We start from the raw sequence: 25,414 nt of genomic DNA, 5'->3' as shown, positions 1-25,414 counted from the left end.
CGATAAGCTCATTTTGAAACTGACGAGATAAAAATATCTCTTGTTTGATTTTGCGAACAAAATCGTTTTACTCACTCGTTGTTCAGTTTTCAAAGATCAAACATTCAATGTCCGCCTCGGCGTTTCTTTCAACCCCTCAGCAACTTTTATAGTGTATCATATTTTCTAGAGTTGTGTCAACACTTTTTTTCGAAAGTGTTTTTCGCTCTCCTTGATAACACTTGAAGCGACAGGAAATAATATATCATACTTTCCTTGCATTATGCAACTCTTTTTTTGAAATACTTAGTTAAGTAACAATACACTCGATATAAAGCTCTCTTTGCAGCATTAAGTTAATGATTTCCCCATCTACTTGAATCAACGGCCGAGTCGGATGATCTCGATCAGCGAAAATAATTTCCCCTGTACGGTTATCATTGAGGCGCACCTTGGTTCCATTATTGAATTGGGTTAACTTATGAATAAAAACTTGTACGACACTTGGGTCCAGCTTTCCAAATGATTCTGACTTGATTTGCTCTAGGACCAGATACGGTGATTGAGCAGGTCGGTATGTTTTCTCTAGAGTCATAGCATGGAATACATCAGCCACTCCAACGATTTTAGCGTAGATGTGGATTTGTTCCCCTTTAAGACGCAGTGGATATCCAGTACCGTCCACTTTCTCATGATGCTGAAGAGCTGCCAAACGCACACCTTCGTTAATAGCTTTCACATTTTTAAGCAACTGGTATCCTAGTGATGTATGGCGACGTATTTCTTCTTGCTCTTCCCACGTTAGTTTGGAGGGCTTATACAGAATGACCGGGTCCATTTTAGCGTTCCCTATGTCATGAAGCAATCCAGCAAAAGCCACTTGCATCCAATCCTTTTGAGGTAATCCGATCCATTGTGCAATGGAATAGGAAGTAAGGGAGGTTAGCACAGCGTTGTGAAAAATATAGTCCACTTCGATCATGGCGGGCGGAGTATAGGTCATTACATTATAGCGCTGAATGTGCACCAGTAAGGACTCCAATTGTCCTCGCAGTTCATATATAGATAAATTAGAGACGAGCACCGATTGAAATGCATTCTTAACGAGCATCACCATTTTGTCATACTCATCCTGAAATTGTTCAGATTCATCTCGTCCATCTAACGAAGGTCCTTGCGATTCAGATGTTCCAGATCGAACAGTCGTAGACTCGCTACTGGATTTTGTAAGATCATCCGTCCCTACCTCAACTTGCTGGATCAGGAACGCCTGTAAAATCTCCAAGTCACGCGGTAGCAGAATGCGCCCTTTCGGTAGCAGCAAGCTTCCCATTTCTGTAAATACATCGCTTTGCAATCTAAGTCCTGCTTTTAATTCGGATACGGGTACAGTTGTCATGGTCAACCTCTCTGTTCTCACAACAGCTGCTCCAGCTGCCAGTTATGATGTCATTATATTACTTGGGAATGATCCTGTACATTCATTTTATGCCATTTAAAGCATACTTGTCTGAATTCGTTAGCCAGAAAAAGAAAAAGACTCCCCGACCAAATAGTCAGAGAGTCTGTTCCATCTGAAATTTAATAACTACTGTTGTTTCCATATTCAGGCTCTTATTCGCCCTCAGAAGATTCTGGGTCGTTACCTTCCGCACCTTCTGTATTCGTTTCGAGAGATGGTTCAACAGATGATAGAGATGAGCCCTCTCCAGCTTCCTCACCCTCTAATAATTCTTCAAGCAGTTCATCCTGCTCCTCATTCTTGTTCGCTCGACAAACAGTTGCAACCGAATCATCATCGCGAATATTAATCAGCCTTACCCCTTGTGTATTCCGACCCATCGTGGAGATTTCCCCCATGCTAGTCCGAATCAAGGTGCCACTAGCTGTAATGATCATCAGATCCTCTTCGGTTTTTACAACCTTGAGACCGACAACCGGACCATTTTTATCCGTAACATTAATCGTCTTGATCCCCTTACCTCCACGGCTTTGGATACGATAATCCACAACAGGGGTACGCTTGCCATAACCTTTGGCCGTTACAATCAGGATATCCAGGCTGGTATCTACGATGTCCATACCAATTACAGCATCACTCTCATCAAGGTTGATCCCTTTAACCCCTGTAGCGCTACGGCCCATAGACCGTACATCACTTTCAGGGAAACGGATAGACATGCCTTGTGCTGTACCAATAATCATTTCCTGCTGTCCGTCCGTCAGCTTCACTTCGATCAGGGCGTCATCTTCACGCAAGTTAATGGCAATCAAGCCACCTTTGCGGATATTTGCATAGTCATCAAGTGGTGTCTTCTTTATGATTCCATGCTGGGTCGCAAAGAATAGATAGCTATCCTCCACAAATTCCTCGATTGGAATTACCGCATTGATCGACTCACCCTGTTCAATCTGAATCAGGTTAATAATCGGTGTCCCCCGGGCTGTCCGGCTAAGGTCAGGAATCTCATAGGCCTTAATCCGATATACCTTGCCCTTGTCGGTAAAGAATAACAAATGATGATGTGAATTCGTAATGAACAGATGCTCTACGAAATCCTCATCTTTGGTATCCATACCCACTACACCACGACCACCGCGTTTTTGACTGCGATAGGTAGTAACAGGAAGGCGTTTGATATATCCCGTATGGGTTACAGTAATAATAACATCTTCACGCGGAATGAGATCCTCATCCAGAATACTCTCTTCACCCACTGTAATTTCAGTGCGACGGTCATCAGCGAAACGTTCCTTAAGTTCATTCAGCTCTTCGCTAATGATGTTGAGTACCAGATGCTCGTTCGCCAAAATCTCACGGTATTCCGCAATCTTTTGTATTAGCTCGTTATATTCGTTCTCGATCTTCTCACGTTCCAAACCGGTTAAGCGTTGCAGACGCATATCAAGAATAGCCTGAGACTGCTCAAGAGTGAGCGAGAAACGCTCAATCAGTCCTTCACGAGCTGCTTCTGCAGTTTGGGAAGAACGAATCAAGGCAATAACTTCGTCCAGATGGTCAAGGGCAATGCGCAAGCCTTCCAGAATGTGTGCTCTGGCTTCGGCTTTTTTCAGATCAAATTCTGTCCGGCGACGAATAACCTCGACCTGATGTTTGAGATAATGATACAAGACATCCTTCAGGTTCAAAATCTTCGGTTCGTTGTTTACAATGGCAAGCATATTAATACCGAAATTCGACTGCATAGCCGTATGTTTAAACAAATTATTCAGAACGACGTTCGGGTTCACGTCCCTACGCAACTCGATAACGACACGCATACCCGTACGGTCCGATTCATCCCGAAGATCCGTAATGCCTTCAATACGTTTGTCACGTACTAATTCGGCAATTTTCTCAACCAGACGAGCCTTATTCACTTGGTAAGGCAGCTCATGCACGATAATCCGTGCTTTATTGCCAATCTCTTCTATGGTGGTCTTCGCACGCATGGTCACAGATCCGCGGCCAGTCTGGTACGCCTGACGAATACCAGAGCGTCCTAAAATATAACCTGCTGTCGGGAAATCGGGCCCTTGAATATAATCCATAAGTTCCATCGGCGTAATGTCGGGGTTTTCGATCAATGCTTGTACACCATCGATAACCTCTCCCAAGTTATGCGGAGGAATATTGGTAGCCATCCCGACTGCAATTCCGCCGACGCCATTCACCAGCAAGTTAGGATAACGTGCAGGTAATACGACGGGCTCGCTCTCTTCACCATCGTAGTTCGGCATAAAATCAACGGTCTCTTTGTTCAAATCACGTAGCATTTCCATGGCAATCTTGGACAACCGTGCTTCGGTGTAACGCATCGCAGCCGCCATATCTCCATCCACGGAGCCAAAGTTACCGTGTCCATCCACCAACATATAACGCAAAGAAAAATCCTGCGCCATCCGCACCATCGTATCATATACAGCCGTATCACCATGAGGGTGATACTTACCGATAACTTCGCCGACGATTCTTGCCGATTTTTTGTAAGGCTTATCTGGCGACATGCCTAGCTCGGACATCGCGTACAAAATACGACGGTGTACCGGCTTCAGTCCGTCCCGCACATCAGGCAAGGCACGGCTAACAATAATACTCATGGCATAATCCATAAAGGATTCGCGCATTTCCACTCCGATATCCCTATTGATGATTTGCGAGTTATTTTGATCCGCCATGCTGGTCCTCCTTCTTATCCTTCAATACAATGCTCTCTATGTGAAAAGCCTAACAAGATACTGCCTATACACTCCGCTCTCTGCGCAGGATTTTGGCTGAAATCCTCATCTGTATAATTATATTACTTTCACAAAAAGAGCACAATTAAACACATCTGTCCTCTTTACAGCGTAAATCCCTCGTCATTCTCTCTCTGCCTGTAGCAGATCGCTATTCTCTTGTACAACTCACAAGCCCTGATTATAACAAATTCCCCAGAGCTGGGGATTAGCCCCCACCCTAAGGGCCTTTTCCACATACAATACGTATACGGTCAGGGTTCACTTAGCAAAATTCCGAAAAACGCCGTATTTCTCTATTATATCATTGTTTTACGCACTTGTCCTTTAGTTTCCCTTGTTTTGTCAAAGTGTTGCGGATTCCAAGTACATGACTCATATTTCGAAAAGAAAGGGATGAGATTACTTGTCTATTCAGCGAGTATCCAGTAAGTGGACCAAAACAAATGCCATTCTCCCCAATCCGACATTGGCCGCTTATGTACCGGAAACACGGTTGTACACGTTTGATCACTTGAACGAAATGTTGGCCGTGTATGGTACTGTCTATATTAAGCCTGATAACGGTACTTATGGAAAAGGGGTTATGCGGGCAGAGAGGCTGACAGAACCGCTTCCGCCGACAGAAGAAGGAATCATCGAAGAGAGAACTTGGTATGTGCTTCGCTATGAAGTAGATACCTTCACCTTCGAAAGTCTAGAAGATCTGCATAGAGTGGTTTCTTCCCGCATACGAAAACGTCCATATCTGATCCAGCGTGGAATTCCACTTCTTCAGCATGAAGCACGCCCTTTCGATCTGAGGGTATTAACCCAGATGAACTTAAGACACCAATGGGAAACAACGCTTATTGTAGGACGCGTAGCTGCTCCTGACAAAGTCGTCACCAATCATCACAGCGGTGGGACAACGCGCTTTTTCAATGAGCTGGTCGCTCCATACATGGATGTAAAGGAATCTGTACGACTGGAGCAAAAATTATCAAAAATGGGCGAACGGGTAGCCTGGCAGTTGCAAAAAAGATACCCACGTTTAAGGGAAATAGGATTAGATGTGGGACTGGATCAGCAAAATTATCCGTGGATTCTGGAGGTTAACACGAGACCAGCAATCAAGGTGTTCTCTTCCCTTCCAAACAAAAGCCTCTATCATAAAATATTCAGATATGCAGTAGGCTACGGACGGTACTCTCCATCCACGGGTAAAGCCGTACGCTCTAAGAAAAAAGCCTAAAACAATGAGATTAAATATTCAAATACACCCGGGCTGGTTAATGACAAGAAAAGGGACGCCCCTTTGGGCGCCCCTTGTGAACTCCTACAAAATACTACCTAATGAGCACGTAATACAGCCACTAGGAAAGAACATCACACATTAAAAATCGAGATTTTTCACGTACTTCGCATGTTCTTGGATAAAGTCACGACGAGGTTCTACATTATCACCCATCAAGGTATTGAACAGTGTATCAGCCAGCATCGCGTCACTGACAGTTACCTGAAGCATGGTACGACTCTCAGGGTCCATCGTAGTTTCCCAAAGTTGGGTCGCATTCATCTCACCCAAACCTTTATAGCGCTGTACATTGTACTTCGCGTTTTCTCCAAATTCCCTGATGATCTCATCACGTTCCGCCTCGGAGTTCGCATAACGTACAACTTTGTTACGCTCTACTTTGAATAGTGGTGGCTGAGCAATATAAATATAGCCTGCATCAATGATTTTACGCATGTACCGATAGAAGAACGTCAGCAACAACGTACGAATATGGGCACCATCGACATCCGCATCTGTCATGATAATGACCTTGTGATAACGGGCTTTGGCGATGTCAAAGTCGTCTCCGATCCCTGTGCCCATTGCTGTTACCATCGACCGGATTTCATCACTGGACAAAATACGGTCCAAGCGTGCCTTTTCGACATTCAGGATTTTACCGCGAATCGGCAAAATAGCTTGAAAGTGACGATCACGACCCTGCTTGGCCGACCCCCCCGCTGAGTCACCTTCGACGATGTACAGTTCACTAATCGAAGCATCCTTAGAGGAGCAATCTGCCAGCTTGCCTGGGAGCGAACTGATTTCCAGCGCGCTTTTACGACGTGTAAGCTCACGCGCTTTACGCGCTGCTTCCCGGGCACGTGCTGCTTGTAATGATTTATCAACCACACGGCGGGAAACAGACGGATTTTCCTCTAGGAATTCCTGGAGTTTCTCTGCGAATAGGGATTCGACAATCCCTCGCACCTCACTGTTCCCCAGCTTTGTCTTGGTCTGACCCTCAAACTGTGGTTCTGGAATTTTGACGGAGATAATCGCCGTCAATCCTTCACGCACATCATCACCAGTCAAGTTGGCATTGTTGTCCTTAATCAAGCCATTTTTACGTGCATAATCGTTAATAATCCGGGTTAATGCACTCTTGAAGCCTGATTCGTGAGTTCCGCCCTCATGGGTATTGATGTTGTTAGCAAAAGAATAAATATTCTCGGTATAGCTGTCGTTATATTGCAAAGCAACCTCGACTTGAATCATATCACGCGAGCCTTCGACATAAATCGGCTGTTCATGTAACGCTTCTCTTTTTTGATTCAAGAATTGTACATATTCACTGATTCCGCCCTCGTAATGGAATGTATCGCTGGCGCCCGTCCGTTCATCAGTCAAGCTGATTGCAATGCCTTTGTTCAGGAAAGCCAACTCACGAATCCGCGTTTGGAGCGTATCATAATCGTATACAGTCGTTTCTGTAAAGATTTGATCGTCCGGATAGAAGGTCGTTTGGGTACCCGTCTCGTCTGTATCACCGATGACTCTGACATCATACTGCGGAGCACCACGGTGATATTCCTGCTCATACAGATGTCCGTCCCGTTTAACATGAACAATCATTTTGCTGGAGAGAGCGTTCACTACCGATACACCAACCCCGTGCAGACCACCGGATACCTTGTACCCTCCGCCTCCGAATTTACCACCTGCGTGAAGTACAGTCATAACGACTTCCAGCGCAGATTTTTTCATTTTGGCGTGTTCGCTTACCGGAATACCGCGTCCGTTATCTGTAACGGTAACGCTGTTATCTTCGTGAACCACAACTTGAATGCTGTCACAATAACCCGCCAGCGCTTCGTCAATGCTGTTGTCCACAACTTCCCAGACCAGATGATGGAGACCTTTGGCGCTCGTGGAGCCAATATACATCCCGGGACGTTTCCGAACCGCTTCCAGGCCCTCGAGGACCTGAATCTCGCCCGCATCATAAGACGGTTGATTCATAGACATGCCTTTCACCTACTTCTATAGATTCTATGGTTAAGCATTGGCAACAAACTGGTTTGCCCGCTTTTTGAGTGTTGTTGAGGAGATGGGGGAATAATACACCGTATTCTGAGTCACTACGATGGACTTGGCTTCCTCTTCGCCAATCATCTCGACATGCTTTTGCTGTTGGGCGTGGTTCACATATTGCTTGGAGATTTTAGAGGATTTTTCAATCGAGATATCGAAAATAGCCACAAGCTCTGACGAGCGGATGATTTTTTCTCCACCCAGATGAATATACATAGCGGTCACTCACTCCTTAGTGTTCCACATGCCCGTCGTGGACGTGATAAATATTGGCATCCTTGAGTCGTTCTGCGTTCAAAGTCTCAACCCCGGTTGCCGTGATAAAGGTCTGTACCTTGCTTTGGAAAGTCTCGATCAGCTGGGTCTGACGATAGGGGTCCAGCTCGGACAAAACATCATCCAGCAGCAAGACAGGATATTCACCAATTTCCTCATGAATTAACTCTATTTCGGCCAACTTCAAGGACAGGGCCGTCGTCCGCTGCTGCCCCTGAGAGCCATACGTATGCACTTCTCTGCCGTTAATGGCAAAGGCCAAATCGTCACGATGGGGTCCCGCCAAAGTCATGCCACGGCGGATTTCCTGTTCCCTCATTTGGGATAACTTTATCATAAATCGCTCCAATAAGACAGCTTCATCTTCTTCCTCTGGCTCACTGAAGGAGGGAACATAGGTTAATTTTAACTCTTCAGTCCCACCTGCGATCCCTTCATGAATGGCCTGAGCCCACTTTTGTAGCTTTGTTATAAATTGTTTCCGCTTTTTAACAATTTTAACACCATGCTCAACAAGTTGCTCATTCCATACCTCCAGCATCAGCTGCACTGACGCCATATCCTTACCCCAAGCTTGCTTGAGCAGGTTGTTTCGCTGAACCAATACTTTCTGATATTGCTGCAAATGATACAGATATCCTGGCGCAACCTGTCCGATTTCCATGTCAAGAAACCGGCGGCGAACCCCCGGTGTTCCTTTCACAATTTCCAGATCCTCAGGTGCAAACATGACCACATTTAACGAACCGATAAAATCGCTCAGTTTGCGCTGCTCCAGTCCGTTGATCTTTGCTTTTTTGCCTTGTGTGGATAACGCGAGATCCAGTCTGATTTTCCCGTATTTTTTATCCACATCCGCAGCTAGGTGAGTGGAAGTAGCCCCGAAAGAGATTAACTCCTTGTCGCGGGACGTTCGATGACTTTTGGTTAAAGCCAGTACAAAAATCGCCTCTACCAGATTCGTTTTGCCCTGCGCATTTTGTCCGATCAGCAAATTAACGGGCCCAAATTCATTCAGCTCCAGCTGTTCATAGTTCCGGTACTGCTGCAAAACAATGTTGTTCACAAACACATAGGGTCCCCCTTGTTACTCCGTACCTAAAAGGAGTCCTTGCCACCCAGGCGATCATGCTCCTGCTGTAACTTCGAAACTTCCGTTGTCCTCTACTTCTACGGTATCACCCGGGTACAGTTTTCTTCCACGACGTTCTTCCGGTTCACCATTCACACGGACTTGTCCCTCTTGCAGCAGGGCTTTAGCCATGCCTCCTGTGGATACACAATCGGCTAATTTTAAAAATTGATCGAGCTTAATGTATTCGGTTTGTATAGATATCTGTTTCAAGGCTTGTTCATCCTTTCGCTTGTCCTCGGGTGGGTTAACGCTAAACGTCAGTTGGTTGTGCGATATGGCAGGATGATATACAGCGCATTGCTGGAATCAGCCGGTTTTAAAATAATGGGGCTCATAATGCCGGTAAAAGCAATCGTCAGCTGCTCGCTGTCAATCACCTTCAGCACGTCGAGCATGTATTTAGAGTTGAACGAAATTTTGAGCGGCTCTCCCTCAAATTTGGACACAGTTACTTCCTCACGCACTTTGCCAAGCTCAGAGGAACTAGAGGAAATCTCCAAACCGCCATTTTCCAGCGACTGCATTTTTACAATATTCGTTTTTTCCTCACGGGACAGCAAATAAGCACGGTCAATTGACTCACTTAAACTTTTTGTATCCACAATCAGTTCTGTTTTGTAGGAGGTCGGAATAATTCTAGAAGTATCAGGATAGGTGCCGTCCAAGATGCGGGAATAAAATAGCACCCGATCTACTTTGAATAATACCTGATTGTCCGCTACTACGATATCCACAAGCATATTTTGATCTGGAATAATTCTGCTCAGCTCATTCAGCGTTTTGCCCGCAATGACAACATTGCTAAAACGCAAGCCTTCAGACGTCTCCAAATGAGCGCTACGGGTGGCAAGGCGGTGGCGGTCCGTTGCCACAAACTTCAATTCACCCTCAGCCAGATTCCACAACACGCCAGTTAAAATCGGTGTCGTTTCGTGGGTGGAGATGGAGAATACCGTCTGTTTAATCATATTTTTAAGTAAATCTCCTGGTACAGAGATGACTTGATTTTCTTCAATGTTGGGAAGCACCGGGAATTCTTCAGGGTCCAAGCCAACAATCTGAATTTCAGTTGCGCCGGACGAGATAAAGGTTTGGAATTGGTCTTTTACCTCCATATGGATCTCCTGCGACGGCAACTTTTTGATAATTTCGACAAAGAATTTGGCAGGCAGCACAACACTGCCGGGTTGTTCGACCTGAACAACAGTTTGGTCACCATCCTCCATCGGAATAAAGGATTGAATGGAGATGTCTGTATCGCTGGCGGTCAGCGTTACTCCCTGGTGATTCACATCCAGCTTAATACCACTCAGAATTGGAATCGTAGTCCGACTTGATATCGCTTTGGATACATGTTGTATAGCCTCGTTCAAAACGTTTTTCAGAATGCTGATCTTCATAAGTTCCTCCTACGGGTTTTAATCCTTCAAGCACGCGTTGACGCGGGCCTTATTTAGGTGATGTATATCTTTAAAATATATTAGTAATAGTAATAGGCGCACTGAATATGTGGATAAGTCACTGTAACCCTAATAAAATCAAGCCTATCCACATGTGTATAAATTGTGTATAGGCTCTGAACTTATTCAGGTTGGATTTTTGATTTTTTCTATTAGGCTGTTGATAACTTTAAACAGATCCTGATCCACTTGAATGGATTTGGAGATTTTTTCGTGCGCATGAATGACAGTCGTATGATCACGCCCACCGAAGGCTTCGCCGATTTTTGGCAAAGAATAGTCGGTTAGCTCACGAGACAGGTACATGGCAATCTGTCGTGGAAAAGCTACAGCCTTCGTCCGCTTACGCGCTTTAAAATCCTCCAGCCGTAGATTGTAAAATTCCCCGACTTGATGCTGTATATCCTGAATCGTGATCATTTTTGGACGACTGGACGGGATAATATCTTTCAACGCTTCAGCAGCGAGATGACTTGTGACATCCTGATTGGTTAAGGAGGAATAAGCGACAACGCGAATAAGCGCCCCTTCCAGCTCACGGATGTTTGTATCAATTTGATTAGCGATATACATCATGGCCTCATTAGGAATATCCAGGTTCTCCGCCCGCGCCTTTTTCCGAAGAATAGCAATTCTCGTCTCCAGATCCGGCGGTTGAATATCCGTAATAAGTCCCCACTCAAAGCGAGAGCGCAGCCGTTCTTCCAGCGTTGGAATTTCTTTAGGCGGCCGATCGCTTGAGATTATAATCTGCTTGCGTTCCTCATGAAGGGCGTTGAACGTGTGGAAAAATTCCTCCTGCGTCGATTCCTTGCCCGCAATGAATTGAATATCATCAATGAGCAAAATATCAATGTTGCGATATTTATTCCGGAAACTTTCCCCGCGGTTGTCCCGAATGGCATTAATGAATTCATTCGTAAACTTCTCCGACGATAAATAAACGACCTTGCTGGTCGGATTGTGCTCCAAAATATAGTGTCCGATAGCGTGCATCAGATGCGTTTTCCCCAGCCCCACACCACCGTATAAAAACAGCGGATTGTAAGCTTTTGCCGGCGCCTCGGCGACGGCCAGCGATGCCGCATGGGCAAAACGGTTCCCCGATCCGATGACGAATGTATCGAATGTATATTTGGGATTCAGCATATGGGACACAGCTTCTTCATGAACGACCGGCTGCTGCTGAGGTTGTTGCTGAAGGTCGACCTCGGCGGGCTTGTTCTCTTCAATAACGAACTTGACCTCTAGTTGTTTGCCCAAAATTTCATAAACCGTTGCTCCGACTAGCTTGGTATAGCGGCTTTCAAGCCATTCCACGGCAAAAGTTGTCGGTGCAGAAATCACAATGGAGTGGTCATTTAGTTTCGCTGCCTTGGTAGCCTTAAACCAAGTGTCGTAACTCGGCTTACTCAGCTTGGTTTGTATGATGGATAGAATTTGCTGCCATAGTTCAGAGGTATGGCTGTCCACAGACGTCACTCCTTTTAAATCCTGACATTTTACCGAATTAAGCTGCAGAGAGCTGCTCTCGGCGCTTCGGCAAAACGCCTAAATCCCAAAAATGTTGTTGAAGGCCATAAAAAGACATACCGCCGCCTAAATCATGCGGCAGTGTGGTGAGAGAACGCAGCACAAAATGACCCTGAAAAATAGCTAATGGAAATTCCGCTGCTGATCAGCAGAAGAAAGGCGATATTTCTCAGGAGGGAATGTGCGGCACGATCCGTTCTCTTGATCCCGCAGGCCAAAACGGGACTGCAATATGTCGAAATCAAATGAAAAATGTAGAATATATCCCCAGAATCCCGAATCCGCACAAAAATAAAAAGATGGATAAATTGAACTTGTTCACAACTTTATCCACAGGGTGTTGATAATATGGAGGGTAAAACAACATATTCACATTCAAAAGTAATATCATCATAGCAAAAGAAGCCTTGTATTTCAATGACTGGTGGTTATTTATCCACAAATTCAATCTGTTGTGTACAATTTTTATTCACAACACAAGATATTGTTTATAATTTGTTCAGTTTTCGACAATAACTCTTTTTTACTCTAAAATGTTATGCACAGGTTATGACCATTTAAATCACAATTCAGTTCTTTTTGTGGATCTGTGTATAACAGCCGTTGCCTTTTGGTCACAGAGGCTTATTTTTCTGTTGAAAATTTCCGGTAACGTTTCCGACATTATTTTTGAACGAACCTGATAACGTCGATCTGAAAATAGGATGGATTCAAGTTACAGAATGAATAAATGTAAAAAACCGTTTTTGGAGGAGCGAAAACTACAAATAGAATGCTGATGATGGAGGGAGAGGTGAAAGAAGTTTTATGAAGTAAGGGGATAAAAGAGTGAAGTGAGTGAGCGGGAGGAAGGGGAGGAGGCTTCCTGAATGCGAAAAAGAGGGAGAGGATTCACAAGTACATTGACTTTGGCCGCTATTTGTGGTTAAATGTACAAAGGTGTTTTTTGTGGAGATTGCTACGTTAGGTATATTCCATATAAAACGTATTCCTTGTAAGGAGGTGCAGCACAATGAGACCGACTTTCAGACCGAATGTCAGCAAACGTAAAAAAGTTCACGGCTTCCGTAAAAGAATGAGCACGAAGAATGGCCGTAAAGTTTTGGCAGCTCGTCGCCAAAAAGGTAGAAAAGTATTGAGTGCGTAATGCGTGCATAAAGACCACTACGGTGGTCTTTTTTTTCATAATTGAGGTATTCAGGGATCGGATTCCTTCTTTTATTGTTGTAAAAAATGTAGTGAAAGAAGAGGGAGAAGTCCAGCATCCTGTCCTATATTAGATGAAGCTTTTGAAAACGGATATAAAATAAGCGAGATTACCATGTTGGAATGTTGTCCATACTTCTTACTATATAAAAGGTAAAGGTTAGCTTACCGACATGTGTAAAAGAGATGAGCAAGGAGAAGCGCCGTGCAAAAAAAATTGCGTCTACGAAACCGGGCGGACTTTGGGCGCGTATACCGCCATGGCAAATCTTTTGCCAACCATCAGTTTGTGGTGTACTGGTTCCGCCGCAGAGAGGTAGAGCAGTTCCGCGTCGGAATTTCGGCCAGCAAGAAAATCGGCAACGCAGTAGTTCGCAACCGGATGCGCAGAATCGTTAAGGAAATTGTGCGCCATCATGAGCATGAATTGGTGGAGCAGATTGACCTGATTTTTATCGTTCGTAAGGGTGCGGTTACAATGTCGTATCAAGAGCTGGAGAAAAGCGTGCTGCACGTTCTACGCAAAGCCTCGCTGCTCAAGTCTTCACGCCGATAGTCAGTATCTTTGTCCTACAGGATATGGTATGATTTACGTTGGAATGGATTGGTTAAGAAAGGGGTTATGAAGTGTCGCGTTTGAAGACTCAACGAGGAAAATGGTTCCTCCTGATTGCCTTATTGGCACTTGTTGCTGTGCTGTCCGGATGTGCTCAGACGGCCCACAATTCTTACACGACGGCAGACTTGGCCAATGGATCGTTTTGGCAAAGATATGTCGTTTACTGGTTTTCGTATGCGTTAGATACATTTGCCCAATGGTTCTCTGGAGAGTATGGCCTGGCCGTACTGATTCTGGTGATTATCGTGCGAACCATTATTTTGCCGCTTACACTCAAGCAAGTACGTAGTTCCAAAGCTATGCAGGCCATTCAGCCGCAATTAAAAGAAATTCAAGCGAAGTACAAGGATACGCCTGAAAAAGTCCAGCAAGAGACGATGAAGTTGTTCCAGGAAAATAAGGTCAACCCGATGGCTGGCTGTCTTCCTTTGGTAGTACAGATGCCAATTTTCATCGCGCTTTATAATGCCATTTATTATAACTCGGCATTGCGGGATCATGACTTCTTGTGGCTCCAGTTAGGTAAACCGGATCACTTGTTTATCCTGCCGATTTTGGCAGCGATTACGACTTTTGTCCAAACCTGGATGATGATGAAAATGAATCCGACGCCGCAGCAGGGACCAATGCAATTTTTGCTGTACGTCTATCCAGTGCTGATTCTTTTCATGTCGTACAACTTCCCATCCGCTTTGCCGTTGTACTGGTTCTACAGTAATATTTACACGATCATTCAAAACTATTTCCTTTATCGGAATAAGGATAAAGAAGCAGCACTGGCGAATGTGAAAACAGCCAGTCTCGCGAAAACAGGTTCCTCCAATAGTAAGAAAAAAAGTGGCAAAAACACGAAGGGGGCTAAAAAGTCGAGATGACCAAAGTCGTGACATCAGGAAAAACCGTTGAAGATGCTGTAAGACAAGGACTCTCCCAGCTGGGAGTAAGCCGTGAACGGGTAACCGTAAGCGTGTTGGAACAGCCGTCAAAAGGATTCCTGGGGTGGCTCGGGGTCAAGAAGGCGAAGGTGGAGCTTACGCTGCTCTCTGAGCCGTCTCCTGAAACCACACACGCGGCTGAACCTCATGTATCGGCTCAAGCACCTTCTAGCGTGGGACAGGCTTTATCAGAAGAAACTGGGCCTGTTGCACAGGAAGCACAGATGAACATGGGAGCACCCTCGGGACATATAGATCCTTATGAAGAGGCGGTGCGTTTCATCCGTGAAACAGCAGCAGGAATGGGATTGGACGTTAAAGTTGATGTCCGCCACCGCAAGGATGAAAGTACACTGGATATCTCCGGTCCGTCACTCGGTATGTTGATCGGCCGCAGAGGACAGACATTGGATGCATTACAGTACCTGACGAATATCGTTGCCAACCGTCATTCTGACAAATTCATCCGAATTGTGCTGGATGCCGAGCAATTTCGTGCACGTCGGCAAAAAACGCTGGAGGATTTGGCAGATCGGTTGGCAAACCAGGCTATTCGTTATGGCAAGGAAGTGGTACTGGAGCCAATGCCGTCACAGGAGCGGAAGCTGATTCACGCCAAGCTCCAACAGCATGCGCTGGTTAGAACATACAGCAAGGGGGACGAGCCCAATCGGCGCGTCGTCATTGCTAAAAAATAATCCGACGCAATGGCTCTCTGCAAGATGCAGAAGCCATTGCTTTTTTTCTTATATTTCTCGCTGAAACGGCTGCCGTCCTTGATGAAGGACGGCAATGTCGTTTCTACATGATAGGAGGTAGAAACTTTATGCTGAGCGATACTATAGCTGCCATTGCAACGGCTGTCGGCGAGGGCGGCATTGCGGTTGTACGGATCAGCGGTCCAGAAGCGGTCACGGAAGTGGAGGCTTTGTTCCGTAGTAAAACGCCTCTAAGCAAGGCTCCAACTCACACGGTACATTATGGACATATAATAGATCCTCAAAGCCAGGAAAAGGTGGAGGAAGTTTTAGTTACAGTGATGCGGGCTCCACGCTCTTTTACGACAGAAGATGTCGTAGAAATCAGCACTCATGGCGGGGTCGTAGCCGTCAAACGGGTGATGGATTTACTATTGCTGCAAAATATACGTCTGGCTGAGCCAGGTGAATTTACGAAACGTGCTTTTTTGAATGGTCGTATTGACCTGAGTCAGGCGGAGGGCGTTATTGACTTGATTCGCTCCAAATCAGATAAAGCTTTTTCGGTGGCTTTGAAGCAGGTGGATGGACAACTGTCCCAGAATATTCGTCGCTTGCGTCATGTTTTGGTGGAGACACTTGCTCATATTGAAGTGAACATTGATTATCCTGAGCATGATGTTGAATCTTTTACATCTGACTTAATCAAGGATAAAAGCAGTCAGGTCATGACGGAAATTGATCGGCTGTTGCATACGGCGGAGCAGGGAAAGATTTTACGTGAAGGGCTGACCACAGCGATTGTTGGAAGACCAAATGTGGGCAAATCATCACTGCTGAACACATTGGCTCAGGGCGAGCGGGCAATTGTGACCGATATTCCGGGTACAACCCGTGACGTTATTGAGGAATATGTGACGATTAATAGTATTCCGCTCAAGCTGCTGGATACAGCCGGGATTCGTGAAACGATGGACGTAGTGGAACGGATCGGAGTAGAACGTTCGAGAACGGCGGTTAGTGAAGCGGATCTGCTGCTCATCGTCATTAACGCCAACGAACCACTGCATGAGGATGAAATGGCATTAATGGAACAAATCCGCGGTAGACAAGCGATTGTCATTATGAATAAAATGGACTTACCGGCCCAAGTAGACCGGGATTTGTTGCTGCGTTATGTTCCCGAAGAGCTTATCGTACCGATGTCTGTGAAGGAAAATGAGGGAGCGGACCGACTGGAGCAGGCTATATCGAATTTATTCTTTAGCGGCAAGCTGGAATCAGCGGATATGACATATGTCAGCAACGTACGGCATATTGCTTTGTTGAAGAAGGCGCGGCAATCGCTGGTAGATGCCTATGAAGCCGCTGATCAATTTGTTCCGATCGACATGATCCAGATTGATGTAAGGCTGGCATGGGAGCATTTGGGTGAGATTGTAGGCGATACTGCGCATGATGCGTTGATAGATCAAATATTTTCACAATTTTGTCTGGGCAAATAGAACTTTCAAGCATGGCTGATATAAGCCTACTATCGTTATATATACAAGAGCATATTCGGCGTGAAGACCGGAATGTATAAGGAGGTAAGAAAGGTATGGGTTACCAAGGAGGCGACTATGACGTAATTGTCGTAGGCGCGGGCCATGCGGGCGTAGAATCAGCCTTGGCAGCAGCACGGATGGGCTGTCGCACGTTGATGATCACAATTAACCTGGATATGGTCGCTTTCATGCCCTGCAACCCGTCTATTGGCGGTCCTGCAAAAGGGCATGTGGTGCGAGAAATTGATGCACTGGGCGGCGAAATGGGTCGGAATATCGATAAGACGTTTATCCAAATGAGAATGTTGAATACTGGTAAAGGTCCCGCGGTTCATGCATTGCGTGCACAAGCAGACAAGTTCTCTTATCAGCATACGATGAAGGAAACGATGGAAAAGGAACCGAATCTGACCTTACGCCAAGGTATGGTTGAAGAGCTGATTATGGAAGACGGTCATTGCGTAGGTGTAATTACGAAGACGGGCACAGAGTATCGAAGTAAAGCAGTTGTCCTGACCACAGGCACTTATCTGCGCGGAAAAATCATTATGGGCGAGCTGATGTATGAGAGTGGTCCGAACAATCAACAGCCTTCGTTGAGATTGTCTGAGCATTTGAGAGAGCTGGGTTTTGATCTGGTTCGATTTAAGACAGGAACGCCGCCACGTGTGCATAAGGACACGATTGATTTTAGCAAAACGGAAATACAACCGGGTGATGATCAACCGAAGTTCTTTTCCTATGAAACGAAGTCTTCAGATAATGAACAGCTTCCTTGCTGGCTGACATATACTTCAATAGAAACGCATCAGATTATTAATGATAATTTGCACCGTGCACCCATGTTCTCTGGTCTGATTGAAGGAACGGGACCACGTTATTGCCCATCTATTGAAGATAAGGTGGTACGTTTCAGTGATAAGCCTAAGCACCAAATCTTTTTGGAGCCTGAAGGTAAAAACACATCTGAATACTATGTTCAGGGCTTGTCCACCAGCTTGCCAGAGGATGTGCAATTAGCTGTGCTTCGTTCGATTCCGGGGATGGAAAAGGTAGAGATGATGCGCAATGGCTATGCTATCGAATATGATGCAATGGTACCTACGCAGTTATGGCCTACTTTGGAAACGAAGAAAGTCCCAGGCTTGTTCACAGCAGGTCAGATTAACGGTACTTCCGGTTACGAAGAAGCTGCAGGTCAAGGGATTATGGCAGGGATTAACGCAGCTCGCAAGGTGCAGGGCAAAGAGCCTGTCGTATTGGACCGTTCGCAAGGCTACATTGGGGTTCTGATCGACGATCTCGTGACGAAGGGTACGAATGAGCCTTATCGCTTGCTGACGTCGCGTGCAGAATACCGTCTGTTGTTGCGTCATGATAACGCCGACCTGCGATTGACTCCGATCGGGCATGATATTGGCCTAATTACGGATGAACGATACGAGCGCTTTTTGGATAAAAAGCAAAAGGTAGAGCAAGAGATTGAACGTTTACGTTTGGCGAAGGTTCGTCCGGTTGATATAAATGAGATGCTGGAGCAAGGCGGATCTGCACCAATACAGGATGGCAGTAATCTGTTAACGGTGCTGCGTCGACCAGAGATCAGTTATGCGCAAGTAGCACAAATCTCACCTTCACCTATAGCTCTAACTGAGGAAGAACAGGAGCAGGTGGAAATCCAAATTAAGTATGCGGGCTACATTGAAAAGCAATTGATGCATGTTGAGCGTCTGCAAAAGATGGAGAAGAAGAAGCTCCCAGAGGATATTGTATACAGTGAAGTTCAAGGACTGGCCATTGAAGCCAAGCAGAAACTTGAAAAGATCCGTCCGATGTCGATTGGCCAAGCATCCCGTATTTCGGGTGTAACTCCTGCGGATATTTCCATTTTGCTGGTTTATCTGGAGCATTATAACCGCGTAACGGCAGCAAGGGGATCATAATGGACGCGATACAACAGCAATTTAAGCAGCGGCTGGCAGAGCATAGTATTGTGATTAATGACAGTCAGTTAGAGCAGTTTGAAACATATTACCGTGTGCTGGTTGAGTGGAATGAAAAAATGAACCTGACGGGTATTACTGAGCGTGATGCAGTGTACACCAAGCATTTTTATGATTCTCTTTCCCTGGCCTTTTATGTACCGTTAAAAGATGTGGAAAGCCTAGCTGATATTGGATCAGGTGCAGGTTTTCCGGGCATTCCTTTGAAAATATGCTTTCCGAAGATTCAGTTGACTATTGTAGACTCGTTGAATAAACGTATACAATTCTTGGCACATGTGGTAGAACAGTTGGGTCTGGAAAATGTTGAACTGATTCATAGCAGGGCAGAGGAATTGGGGCGTAAACCAGGATACCGCGATAGCTATGATCTAGTGACAGCCAGAGCTGTTGCTCGTCTCGCAGTATTGAATGAATTTTGTTTGCCGTTTGTCCGTGAAGGAGGACACTTTGCCGCGATGAAGGGCAGTGATCCTACAGAGGAAATCAAGGAAGCTTCCTACAGCTTGAAAGAGCTAAAGGGAAAAATCAAACATGTTCAGGCCTTCCAGCTACCTGTTGAAGATGCAGCCAGACATATGATTATTATTGAGAAAAGAGCGGCTACACCACGAAAATATCCACGTAAGCCGGGTACTCCTTTGAAGACGCCGTTAGTGTAAATGTTTGAAAGAAAGTGAATGTTTCACGTGAAACATTCACTTTTTTTATGGCTGATAGACTCTTTACATAAAAGACTCTTTGCTATCATGCGTTCTTGTTTACATTTGGGGAGGAAGATGGATGATAGTTATCAAAGAGGATGCATAATTTATTCTCTTATCCTTCCGAAAAGCTGGTAGAGACGATAGGATTATGGCTGGAAAAGTGATAGAATAGAGATAATCGTTTTAATGTAAGTTGACTGCTCCTGTACCCATGAATTCAGATATACATATAGGGGAGTGGGACAACAAATGTCAGGGGAGTACGTGGAGTGTACCCGCTTACGGCGCTGTTTCATATAAAAGGGTCTACGATCCGCGTAAGGAACTGTTTTTCACGAAGCGCTGTTAGTATGGTGCTATTATGAAATTAGGTGGTATTATACGGAATGAAAGAACAATTTTCCAAGCTATTTGGTTTGACGGAGCGATCTACTGGGGACGAAATAAAACAAATTCCAGTTCGGGATATTGTCAGCAGTCCTTATCAGCCCCGTACCATATTTGACGACGAGAAGATTGATGAGCTATGCCAGACCATTAAGACGCATGGTGTAATTCAACCGATTGTCGTTCGTTTCCGTAATGGACAATATGAGATTATAGCAGGGGAACGTCGTTGGAGAGCTGTCACCAAGCTGGGTATGGAAACTATTCCAGCCATTGTTCGTGAGTTTAATGATTCACAAGCTGCATCCATCGCGTTGATTGAGAATCTTCAACGGGAAGGGTTAACTGCGATTGAAGAGGCTGTAGCTTACCAAAAGCTGATTGATCTACATCAGCTCACCCAGGAAAGCCTCGCTCAACGACTTGGTAAAAGCCAATCCACTATTGCTAACAAGATACGGCTGCTTCATCTGCCGGAGAGAGTGAAAGAGGCTCTAATGGAACGGAAGGTGTCCGAGCGTCATGCTCGTGCATTATTGTCATTAGAGACCGAAGAACTACAGTACAAGGTTTTAGATGAAGTCATTGCCAAAGAACTCAATGTGAAGCAGACAGAGGCACGAGTTGCCTTTTATAAACAAGTATCCACCAATAAGAAATCGAAGCGGATTTCCTTTACCAAGGATGTCCGGCTTGCGCTGAATACGATACGTCAATCCATTGATATGGTGTCTGGCTCAGGCTTGGATATCAAAACCAAGGAATCTGATCATGAGGATCACTATGAGATTGTCATTCAAATTCCCAAACGTAAGTAAGGGATGAAGCGTACAGGCGGCAGCAATTGCCGCTTTTTCTGTCTAACGCCGAATAAAACCGCAGCATACTCAATTCTATTCTGAAATTGCCGTTATCCGTAAGTTAAGGACTAAGTAACGTCTCCATAGAGCATTTTGCAATCATGGAGTGTAGCAGGATTCCGATTAAATTATGAGGTGAATGAAGTGTCAAAAATAATAGCCGTAGCCAATCAAAAGGGCGGAGTAGGCAAAACAACTACTTCCGTTAATTTGGGCGCCGGACTTGCTTCCCTCGGCAAAAGGGTATTGCTCGTGGATATCGACCCGCAAGGTAATACAACCAGCGGTGTGGGTATCAATAAGGCGGATGTGGCAAATTGCATTTATGATGTACTCATTAACGAGGTTGATCCTAGCGAAGCTATTGTCAGTACACAGGTTGAAGGATTAGATATTATTCCGGCAACCATTCAGTTAGCTGGCGCGGAAATTGAACTGGTACCGACCATTTCTCGTGAATTGAGATTAAAAAGATCGCTTCAACTCGTTAAGCATAATTATGATTATATATTAATTGATTGCCCGCCATCGCTGGGTATTTTGACGCTCAATTCATTGACGGCTTCCGATTCAGTCATTATTCCAATCCAGTGTGAATATTACGCATTGGAAGGATTAAGTCAATTGTTGAATACCGTGCGATTAGTGCAAAAACATCTGAACACCTCATTGCAAATTGAAGGTGTGCTGTTAACCATGTTTGATGCTCGCACGAACTTGGGTATTCAGGTGATTGAAGAAGTGAAAAAGTATTTTCAAAGCAAGGTTTATCAGACGATTATTCCACGCAATGTGAGACTCAGCGAAGCACCATCACATGGCCAGTCCATTATTACGTATGATCCCCGTTCCCGTGGGGCAGAGGTATATATTGAGTTGGCAAAGGAAGTGGTATCTTATGAGTAAACGGTTGGGAAAAGGACTTGATGCACTCATTCCCTCCCTTACAGTCAATGAAGAGGATAAGGTTGTTGACATTCCGCTCAGCCAGTTGCGTGCGAATCCGTACCAGCCTCGAAAAACGTTTGATGAAGAGTCCATTAAGGAATTAGCCGAATCCATTCGTCAGCACGGTGTTATCCAACCCATTATTGCACGTAGTGTATTGCGAGGATATGAAATCATAGCCGGGGAAAGACGTTTTCGGGCTTCTCAATTTTGTGGGAATCCGACTATACCTGTAGTTGTTCGCAATTTTACGGATCAGCAGGTGATGGAGATTGCCCTGATTGAGAATTTACAGCGTGAGAATTTGAATGCAATGGAAGTGGCAGTAGCTTATCAGGGATTAATGGATCAGTTTTCTTTAACTCAGGAAGAGTTGTCCATGAAAGTGGGAAAATCACGTTCTCATATTGCCAATTTCCTTCGCTTGCTCGCATTGCCTGAAGAAGTTAAAGATCATGTTTCACGTGGAACATTGTCTATGGGACATGCTAGAGCTATTGTTGGGCTCAAAGATCCAGACATGGTGAAACAGTTAGCACAGCAATGTATTGAACAGCAGTGGAGTGTTCGCGAACTGGAGGAAGCTGTACAGCAGTTGGATCATAAGCCTGGTGAGGCGAAAGCCAAAACAAAGGTACGAAAAAAGGACCCCTATATTGACCATATGGAAGAGTCCCTGCGTGAACGCTTTAAAACAACTGTAAAGATCAAGCACAATAAGGATAAAGGCAAAATTGAATTGAATTATTACAGCCAGCAGGATTTGGAAAGATTACTGGAGCTATTACAGTAGTTTGTTGAAATATGGACATGTCTCCTTGAGCAAAATGGAAAGTGAGATATGTCTTTGCTTTGTCTGGAATTGCAGGAATTAGAATGGTTTTGATGGATAAACTAATAGCCTTGTGGTATTTGTTTCGCTGTTCTCAAACGTATAAAATATAAGTATGCAGTAACATGATTTTTGAGGTAGAGGAGTAGAAGCAAGCATATGGCTGAATTGAATGGACTAATCATGGAACAGCTTGCCGGAATCGTTGCAGGGATCGTGCTTATTTTGCTCATCCTGTTGATTGTTATTATCGTGCAGGGTGCAAAGCTGAAGAAGATGCGGCGAAAGTATGAAACCATGATGGCAGGCAGCGGTGTCGAGAATTTGGAAACGCTGCTGATTGATTTGAAGGTACAGATGGATACGATTGAGGATGAGCAGGAAACCCATCGTGCAAGTATGAAATCATTACGTAGTAAACTGGCTGGCTTGAAGGGACATATAGGTATCAAACGCTATAATGCCTTTGGTGAGAGAGGAAGCGATTTAAGCTTTTCCCTGGCTATTGTAGACGACAATCAGGATGGTATGGTATTAACCGGCATTTATAACCGAGATGGCTCATATGTGTATGCCAAGCCTCTAGAAGCGGGACAATCCACCTATTCCTTATCACCTGAAGAAAAAGAAGCCGTTACTCTTGCGCAGCAAGCAGGACAGAACGGTAATGCCACTCCTTAATCGCGGAGTATAGGCTGCCAGCAATGATATCTGATAATTTCATTACCAAATTTAGTCTCGTATTTTGCAGCACGAAGTATTCCATGAAGCCGCCGACGTTAACGATACCAGTTAAATGGATATCGCCGACCGGCGGTAATTCTTTATTTACACCTGCTCCAGGCTTGAGAGGACCATCTGAAACCTGAATGCATCCAACGCTGGAGGTTTGTCCAAGACATGCATCTATACCAATGATATAAGGCTGTTCATATCGGGCTTGTATGCCATTCAGCGTCGTTTGCAGGTTCATAGCATGTACAGGCTCCTCTAATGTACCGTATAGGTTAAACAGAGGGCTTTTGTAGCGTGATAAATGCGTACCTACGAGCGGACCCAGGCAATCTCCAGTAGAACGGTCGGTGCCGATGCAAATAATGACGATATTTTGCAGACTCGGCGCCTGATGCAGATGGAACAGCAGACGATGGATGATGGCTGATTGGATCCCGGGGTCTGTGTGTGATATTTTTAAGCTTAGGGGTTCTTGCTCCGGAATGAAGTCAGATGGATGAGTCATGGAATCTTCCTTTCGCTCTGTAATGGAGTGTGAAGGTTGCGCTCGCTGTACCTTGGAGAATAACAATTAGCCTGCGGGTAACATTTATTCTCAAGATAGTAGCTAGTATATGGATAAACTTGTGCTTTTATACTCGAAGGAAGTAGATTATTCATAGCCATATGTTTGAAGTCAGTAGATAAGCTTATATAGTAGGAAATAGAATTCGGGAAGCAGGAAGAGTAGTTCCCTTTTTTAAGGAGGAGTACAGGATGACCTTTATGCATTGGCTGGAGGGCGATTCAGGCACAGAAGAGGTAGTGAAGGGTGCTATTCACTTGAAGGATGTCGTATGGAAATTCATTACAGATGGTGAGATGTGGTCGACCTTTTTGTTTGTGATTTTGAAAATCGCAATTATTTTCATTATTACACGTATCTTTATTCGAGTTATTAATAAAATTATAGATAAGTCAATGCAACAAAAGGGAGATAACGGCAGATTCCGATTGAATACAAGGCGGTTAACGACCGTTGGGGAATTGCTAAAAAATGTAACCAATATTGTATTCAATTTCATCTTGATTATGCTGGTGCTTTCTCAAATGGGCATTAATCTTGGTCCTCTGATTGCTGGAGCTGGAGTGCTTGGATTGGCCGTTGGTTTTGGGGCACAGAGCCTGGTTAAGGATGTAATTACTGGATTCTTCATTATTTTTGAAGATCAATTTGCCGTAGGAGACGTCATTCAGACAGGTACTTTCAAGGGTACGGTGGAAATGATCGGGCTGCGCACAACCAGACTGGTGAGCTGGAAAGGTGAGGTGTACATTTTACCGAACGGCTCAATTACAACGGTAACAAACTTCTCCATGTCCAACGCGTTGGCGGTAGTGGATGTGCCAATGAAGGCCGAGCGTAGTCTGGAGGAAGCAGTTGGTTTGGTAAAACAGGCAATCCAAGGCATTGAAGAATCCAATGTACAGATACTTAATATACCAGATGTGTTAGGGGTTCAGTCCATGACTACCTCAGAGTATATTGTGCGTGTTGTGGCAGAATGTATGCCAAATACAGGGGCCGTGGTAGAGCGTGATATTCAGAATAACATCAAGAAGGCCCTAGAGGATGAGGAACATCGTCAGGCAGCCTTGGAGACAGCGATAACCCTAGAAAAAGAAGATGAATAAGGAAGAAAAGGGGGAGAGAAGGGTGGAGCGTAAGTCATTTGAACTAGGGGACATTGTACAGATGAAGAAGCCTCATCCGTGTGGAACGAATGAAATGGAAATTATCCGCATGGGGATGGATATTCGAATCAAATGTGTCGGTTGCCAGCATAGTGTGCTGATTCCGCGTGCCAAGTTCGAAAAGAATATGAAGAAAGTGCTGCGATCAAAGGCCAACGCCGACGAGTAAAACACGGAAGCGAAATGAGCCAATAAAGATGAATGGCGATGAACCAGAATCAGCTTGCGT

At 44.9% G+C, this 25,414-nt stretch carries 23 protein-coding genes; 14 read left to right on the top strand and 9 right to left on the bottom strand.

Translation table 11 applies throughout. The features are described from left to right. Positions 1-289: 289 nt before the first annotated feature. Positions 290-1,378, bottom strand: coding sequence for an HD-GYP domain-containing protein (locus NSQ58_RS04935; RefSeq protein ID WP_028540988.1), 1,089 nt, complete (start codon positions 1,376-1,378; stop codon positions 290-292). A 215-nt stretch (positions 1,379-1,593) separates the two neighbouring features. Further along, positions 1,594-4,158 carry a DNA gyrase subunit A gene (gyrA, locus tag NSQ58_RS04930; RefSeq protein ID WP_028540987.1) on the bottom strand — a complete coding sequence of 855 codons (2,565 nt, stop codon included), beginning with the start codon at positions 4,156-4,158 and terminating at the stop codon, positions 1,594-1,596. A gap of 466 nt (positions 4,159-4,624) precedes the next feature. On the opposite strand from gyrA, the gene NSQ58_RS04925 reads away from it, so the two are divergent. Continuing rightward, the gene (locus tag NSQ58_RS04925) at positions 4,625-5,452 is read left to right on the top strand and encodes a YheC/YheD family protein (RefSeq protein WP_025720769.1); all 828 of its coding nucleotides are present in this window, start codon (positions 4,625-4,627) and stop codon (positions 5,450-5,452) included. 141 nt (positions 5,453-5,593) lie between these two features. On the opposite strand, the gene gyrB is transcribed toward NSQ58_RS04925, so the two are convergent. The 6 genes from gyrB to dnaA all read right to left on the bottom strand — a co-directional run bounded on the left by gyrB (position 5,594) and on the right by dnaA (position 11,914). After that, the gene (gene gyrB, locus NSQ58_RS04920; protein WP_013308100.1) at positions 5,594-7,504 is read right to left on the bottom strand and encodes a DNA topoisomerase (ATP-hydrolyzing) subunit B; all 1,911 of its coding nucleotides are present in this window, start codon (positions 7,502-7,504) and stop codon (positions 5,594-5,596) included. Between the two features lie 30 nt (positions 7,505-7,534). Continuing rightward, a complete protein-coding gene (gene remB, locus NSQ58_RS04915; RefSeq protein WP_007433255.1) occupies positions 7,535-7,786 on the bottom strand; it encodes an extracellular matrix regulator RemB in 252 nt (83 codons plus the stop codon). Positions 7,787-7,802: 16 nt separating this feature from the next. Continuing rightward, positions 7,803-8,918, bottom strand: a complete 1,116-nt coding sequence (gene recF / locus NSQ58_RS04910; protein ID WP_013308098.1) for a DNA replication/repair protein RecF — start codon at positions 8,916-8,918, stop codon at positions 7,803-7,805. 54 nt (positions 8,919-8,972) lie between these two features. Then, the gene (gene yaaA, locus NSQ58_RS04905; RefSeq protein ID WP_023986416.1) at positions 8,973-9,191 is read right to left on the bottom strand and encodes a S4 domain-containing protein YaaA; all 219 of its coding nucleotides are present in this window, start codon (positions 9,189-9,191) and stop codon (positions 8,973-8,975) included. A 47-nt stretch (positions 9,192-9,238) separates the two neighbouring features. Beyond that, positions 9,239-10,381 carry a DNA polymerase III subunit beta gene (gene dnaN, locus NSQ58_RS04900; RefSeq protein WP_023986415.1) on the bottom strand — a complete coding sequence of 381 codons (1,143 nt, stop codon included), beginning with the start codon at positions 10,379-10,381 and terminating at the stop codon, positions 9,239-9,241. Positions 10,382-10,567: 186 nt separating this feature from the next. Continuing rightward, positions 10,568-11,914 (bottom strand): chromosomal replication initiator protein DnaA, encoded by a 1,347-nt coding sequence (gene dnaA, locus NSQ58_RS04895; RefSeq protein WP_023986414.1) that lies wholly within the window; start codon positions 11,912-11,914, stop codon positions 10,568-10,570. 1,072 nt (positions 11,915-12,986) lie between these two features. On the opposite strand from dnaA, the gene rpmH reads away from it, so the two are divergent. The 11 genes from rpmH (at position 12,987) to NSQ58_RS04840 (ending at position 23,397) form a co-directional block, all read left to right on the top strand. Then, a complete protein-coding gene (rpmH, locus tag NSQ58_RS04890) occupies positions 12,987-13,121 on the top strand; it encodes a 50S ribosomal protein L34 (RefSeq protein ID WP_007433250.1) in 135 nt (44 codons plus the stop codon). Positions 13,122-13,385: 264 nt separating this feature from the next. Beyond that, on the top strand, positions 13,386-13,736 hold the full coding sequence (rnpA, locus tag NSQ58_RS04885) for a ribonuclease P protein component (RefSeq protein WP_013312817.1): 351 nt from the start codon (positions 13,386-13,388) through the stop codon (positions 13,734-13,736). Between the two features lie 71 nt (positions 13,737-13,807). Further along, positions 13,808-14,674: a YidC/Oxa1 family membrane protein insertase gene (locus NSQ58_RS04880; protein WP_023991157.1), complete on the top strand. Its 867-nt coding sequence runs from the start codon at positions 13,808-13,810 to the stop codon at positions 14,672-14,674. Further along, positions 14,671-15,432 (top strand): RNA-binding cell elongation regulator Jag/EloR, encoded by a 762-nt coding sequence (jag, locus tag NSQ58_RS04875; RefSeq protein ID WP_028540985.1) that lies wholly within the window; start codon positions 14,671-14,673, stop codon positions 15,430-15,432. The genes NSQ58_RS04880 and jag overlap by 4 nt, the downstream gene beginning before the upstream one ends. Before the next feature lie 128 nt (positions 15,433-15,560). Continuing rightward, positions 15,561-16,937 (top strand): tRNA uridine-5-carboxymethylaminomethyl(34) synthesis GTPase MnmE, encoded by a 1,377-nt coding sequence (gene mnmE, locus NSQ58_RS04870; protein ID WP_013312814.1) that lies wholly within the window; start codon positions 15,561-15,563, stop codon positions 16,935-16,937. Between the two features lie 95 nt (positions 16,938-17,032). Next, positions 17,033-18,922: a tRNA uridine-5-carboxymethylaminomethyl(34) synthesis enzyme MnmG gene (gene mnmG / locus NSQ58_RS04865; protein ID WP_028540984.1), complete on the top strand. Its 1,890-nt coding sequence runs from the start codon at positions 17,033-17,035 to the stop codon at positions 18,920-18,922. Next, positions 18,922-19,644 carry a 16S rRNA (guanine(527)-N(7))-methyltransferase RsmG gene (gene rsmG / locus NSQ58_RS04860; RefSeq protein WP_076295139.1) on the top strand — a complete coding sequence of 241 codons (723 nt, stop codon included), beginning with the start codon at positions 18,922-18,924 and terminating at the stop codon, positions 19,642-19,644. The genes mnmG and rsmG overlap by 1 nt, the downstream gene beginning before the upstream one ends. 431 nt (positions 19,645-20,075) lie before the next feature. After that, positions 20,076-20,894 (top strand): nucleoid occlusion protein, encoded by an 819-nt coding sequence (noc, locus tag NSQ58_RS04855; RefSeq protein ID WP_013312811.1) that lies wholly within the window; start codon positions 20,076-20,078, stop codon positions 20,892-20,894. A gap of 186 nt (positions 20,895-21,080) precedes the next feature. Continuing rightward, positions 21,081-21,842, top strand: a complete 762-nt coding sequence (locus NSQ58_RS04850; RefSeq protein WP_023991152.1) for a ParA family protein — start codon at positions 21,081-21,083, stop codon at positions 21,840-21,842. Beyond that, entirely contained in the window at positions 21,835-22,677 is an 843-nt protein-coding gene (locus NSQ58_RS04845) for a ParB/RepB/Spo0J family partition protein (protein ID WP_013312809.1), read from the top strand. Before NSQ58_RS04850 ends, NSQ58_RS04845 begins: the two co-directional genes overlap by 8 nt. Positions 22,678-22,875: 198 nt before the next feature. Then, the gene (locus NSQ58_RS04840; RefSeq protein ID WP_023991151.1) at positions 22,876-23,397 is read left to right on the top strand and encodes a DUF4446 family protein; all 522 of its coding nucleotides are present in this window, start codon (positions 22,876-22,878) and stop codon (positions 23,395-23,397) included. On the opposite strand, the gene yyaC is transcribed toward NSQ58_RS04840, so the two are convergent. Further along, positions 23,351-23,956, bottom strand: coding sequence for a spore protease YyaC (yyaC, locus tag NSQ58_RS04835; RefSeq protein ID WP_023991150.1), 606 nt, complete (start codon positions 23,954-23,956; stop codon positions 23,351-23,353). The genes NSQ58_RS04840 and yyaC overlap by 47 nt on opposite strands. A 251-nt stretch (positions 23,957-24,207) precedes the next feature. On the opposite strand from yyaC, the gene NSQ58_RS04830 reads away from it, so the two are divergent. Continuing rightward, positions 24,208-25,125: a mechanosensitive ion channel family protein gene (locus NSQ58_RS04830; RefSeq protein WP_341056970.1), complete on the top strand. Its 918-nt coding sequence runs from the start codon at positions 24,208-24,210 to the stop codon at positions 25,123-25,125. Between the two features lie 22 nt (positions 25,126-25,147). Then, a complete protein-coding gene (locus NSQ58_RS04825; protein ID WP_043882418.1) occupies positions 25,148-25,354 on the top strand; it encodes a DUF951 domain-containing protein in 207 nt (68 codons plus the stop codon). Positions 25,355-25,414 lie beyond the last annotated feature (60 nt).

The organism is Paenibacillus sp. FSL M7-0134, assembly GCF_038007865.1.
GTDB classification, from domain to species: Bacteria; Bacillota; Bacilli; order Paenibacillales; family Paenibacillaceae; genus Paenibacillus; species Paenibacillus polymyxa_B.
This window is presented reverse-complemented; position numbering and strand designations above follow the sequence as displayed.

Coding starts and splice junctions, on each gene's coding strand:
- NSQ58_RS04935 (WP_028540988.1), bottom strand. CDS start 1,378: ATGACAACTGTACCCGTATCCGAATTAAAAGCAGGACTTAGATTGCAA.
- gyrA (WP_028540987.1), bottom strand. CDS start 4,158: ATGGCGGATCAAAATAACTCGCAAATCATCAATAGGGATATCGGAGTG.
- gyrB (WP_013308100.1), bottom strand. CDS start 7,504: ATGTCTATGAATCAACCGTCTTATGATGCGGGCGAGATTCAGGTCCTC.
- remB (WP_007433255.1), bottom strand. CDS start 7,786: ATGTATATTCATCTGGGTGGAGAAAAAATCATCCGCTCGTCAGAGCTT.
- dnaN (WP_023986415.1), bottom strand. CDS start 10,381: ATGAAGATCAGCATTCTGAAAAACGTTTTGAACGAGGCTATACAACAT.
- rpmH (WP_007433250.1), top strand. CDS start 12,987: ATGAGACCGACTTTCAGACCGAATGTCAGCAAACGTAAAAAAGTTCAC.
- jag (WP_028540985.1), top strand. CDS start 14,671: ATGACCAAAGTCGTGACATCAGGAAAAACCGTTGAAGATGCTGTAAGA.
- mnmE (WP_013312814.1), top strand. CDS start 15,561: ATGCTGAGCGATACTATAGCTGCCATTGCAACGGCTGTCGGCGAGGGC.
- mnmG (WP_028540984.1), top strand. CDS start 17,033: ATGGGTTACCAAGGAGGCGACTATGACGTAATTGTCGTAGGCGCGGGC.
- rsmG (WP_076295139.1), top strand. CDS start 18,922: ATGGACGCGATACAACAGCAATTTAAGCAGCGGCTGGCAGAGCATAGT.
- noc (WP_013312811.1), top strand. CDS start 20,076: ATGAAAGAACAATTTTCCAAGCTATTTGGTTTGACGGAGCGATCTACT.
- NSQ58_RS04845 (WP_013312809.1), top strand. CDS start 21,835: ATGAGTAAACGGTTGGGAAAAGGACTTGATGCACTCATTCCCTCCCTT.
- NSQ58_RS04840 (WP_023991151.1), top strand. CDS start 22,876: ATGGCTGAATTGAATGGACTAATCATGGAACAGCTTGCCGGAATCGTT.
- yyaC (WP_023991150.1), bottom strand. CDS start 23,956: ATGACTCATCCATCTGACTTCATTCCGGAGCAAGAACCCCTAAGCTTA.
- NSQ58_RS04830 (WP_341056970.1), top strand. CDS start 24,208: ATGACCTTTATGCATTGGCTGGAGGGCGATTCAGGCACAGAAGAGGTA.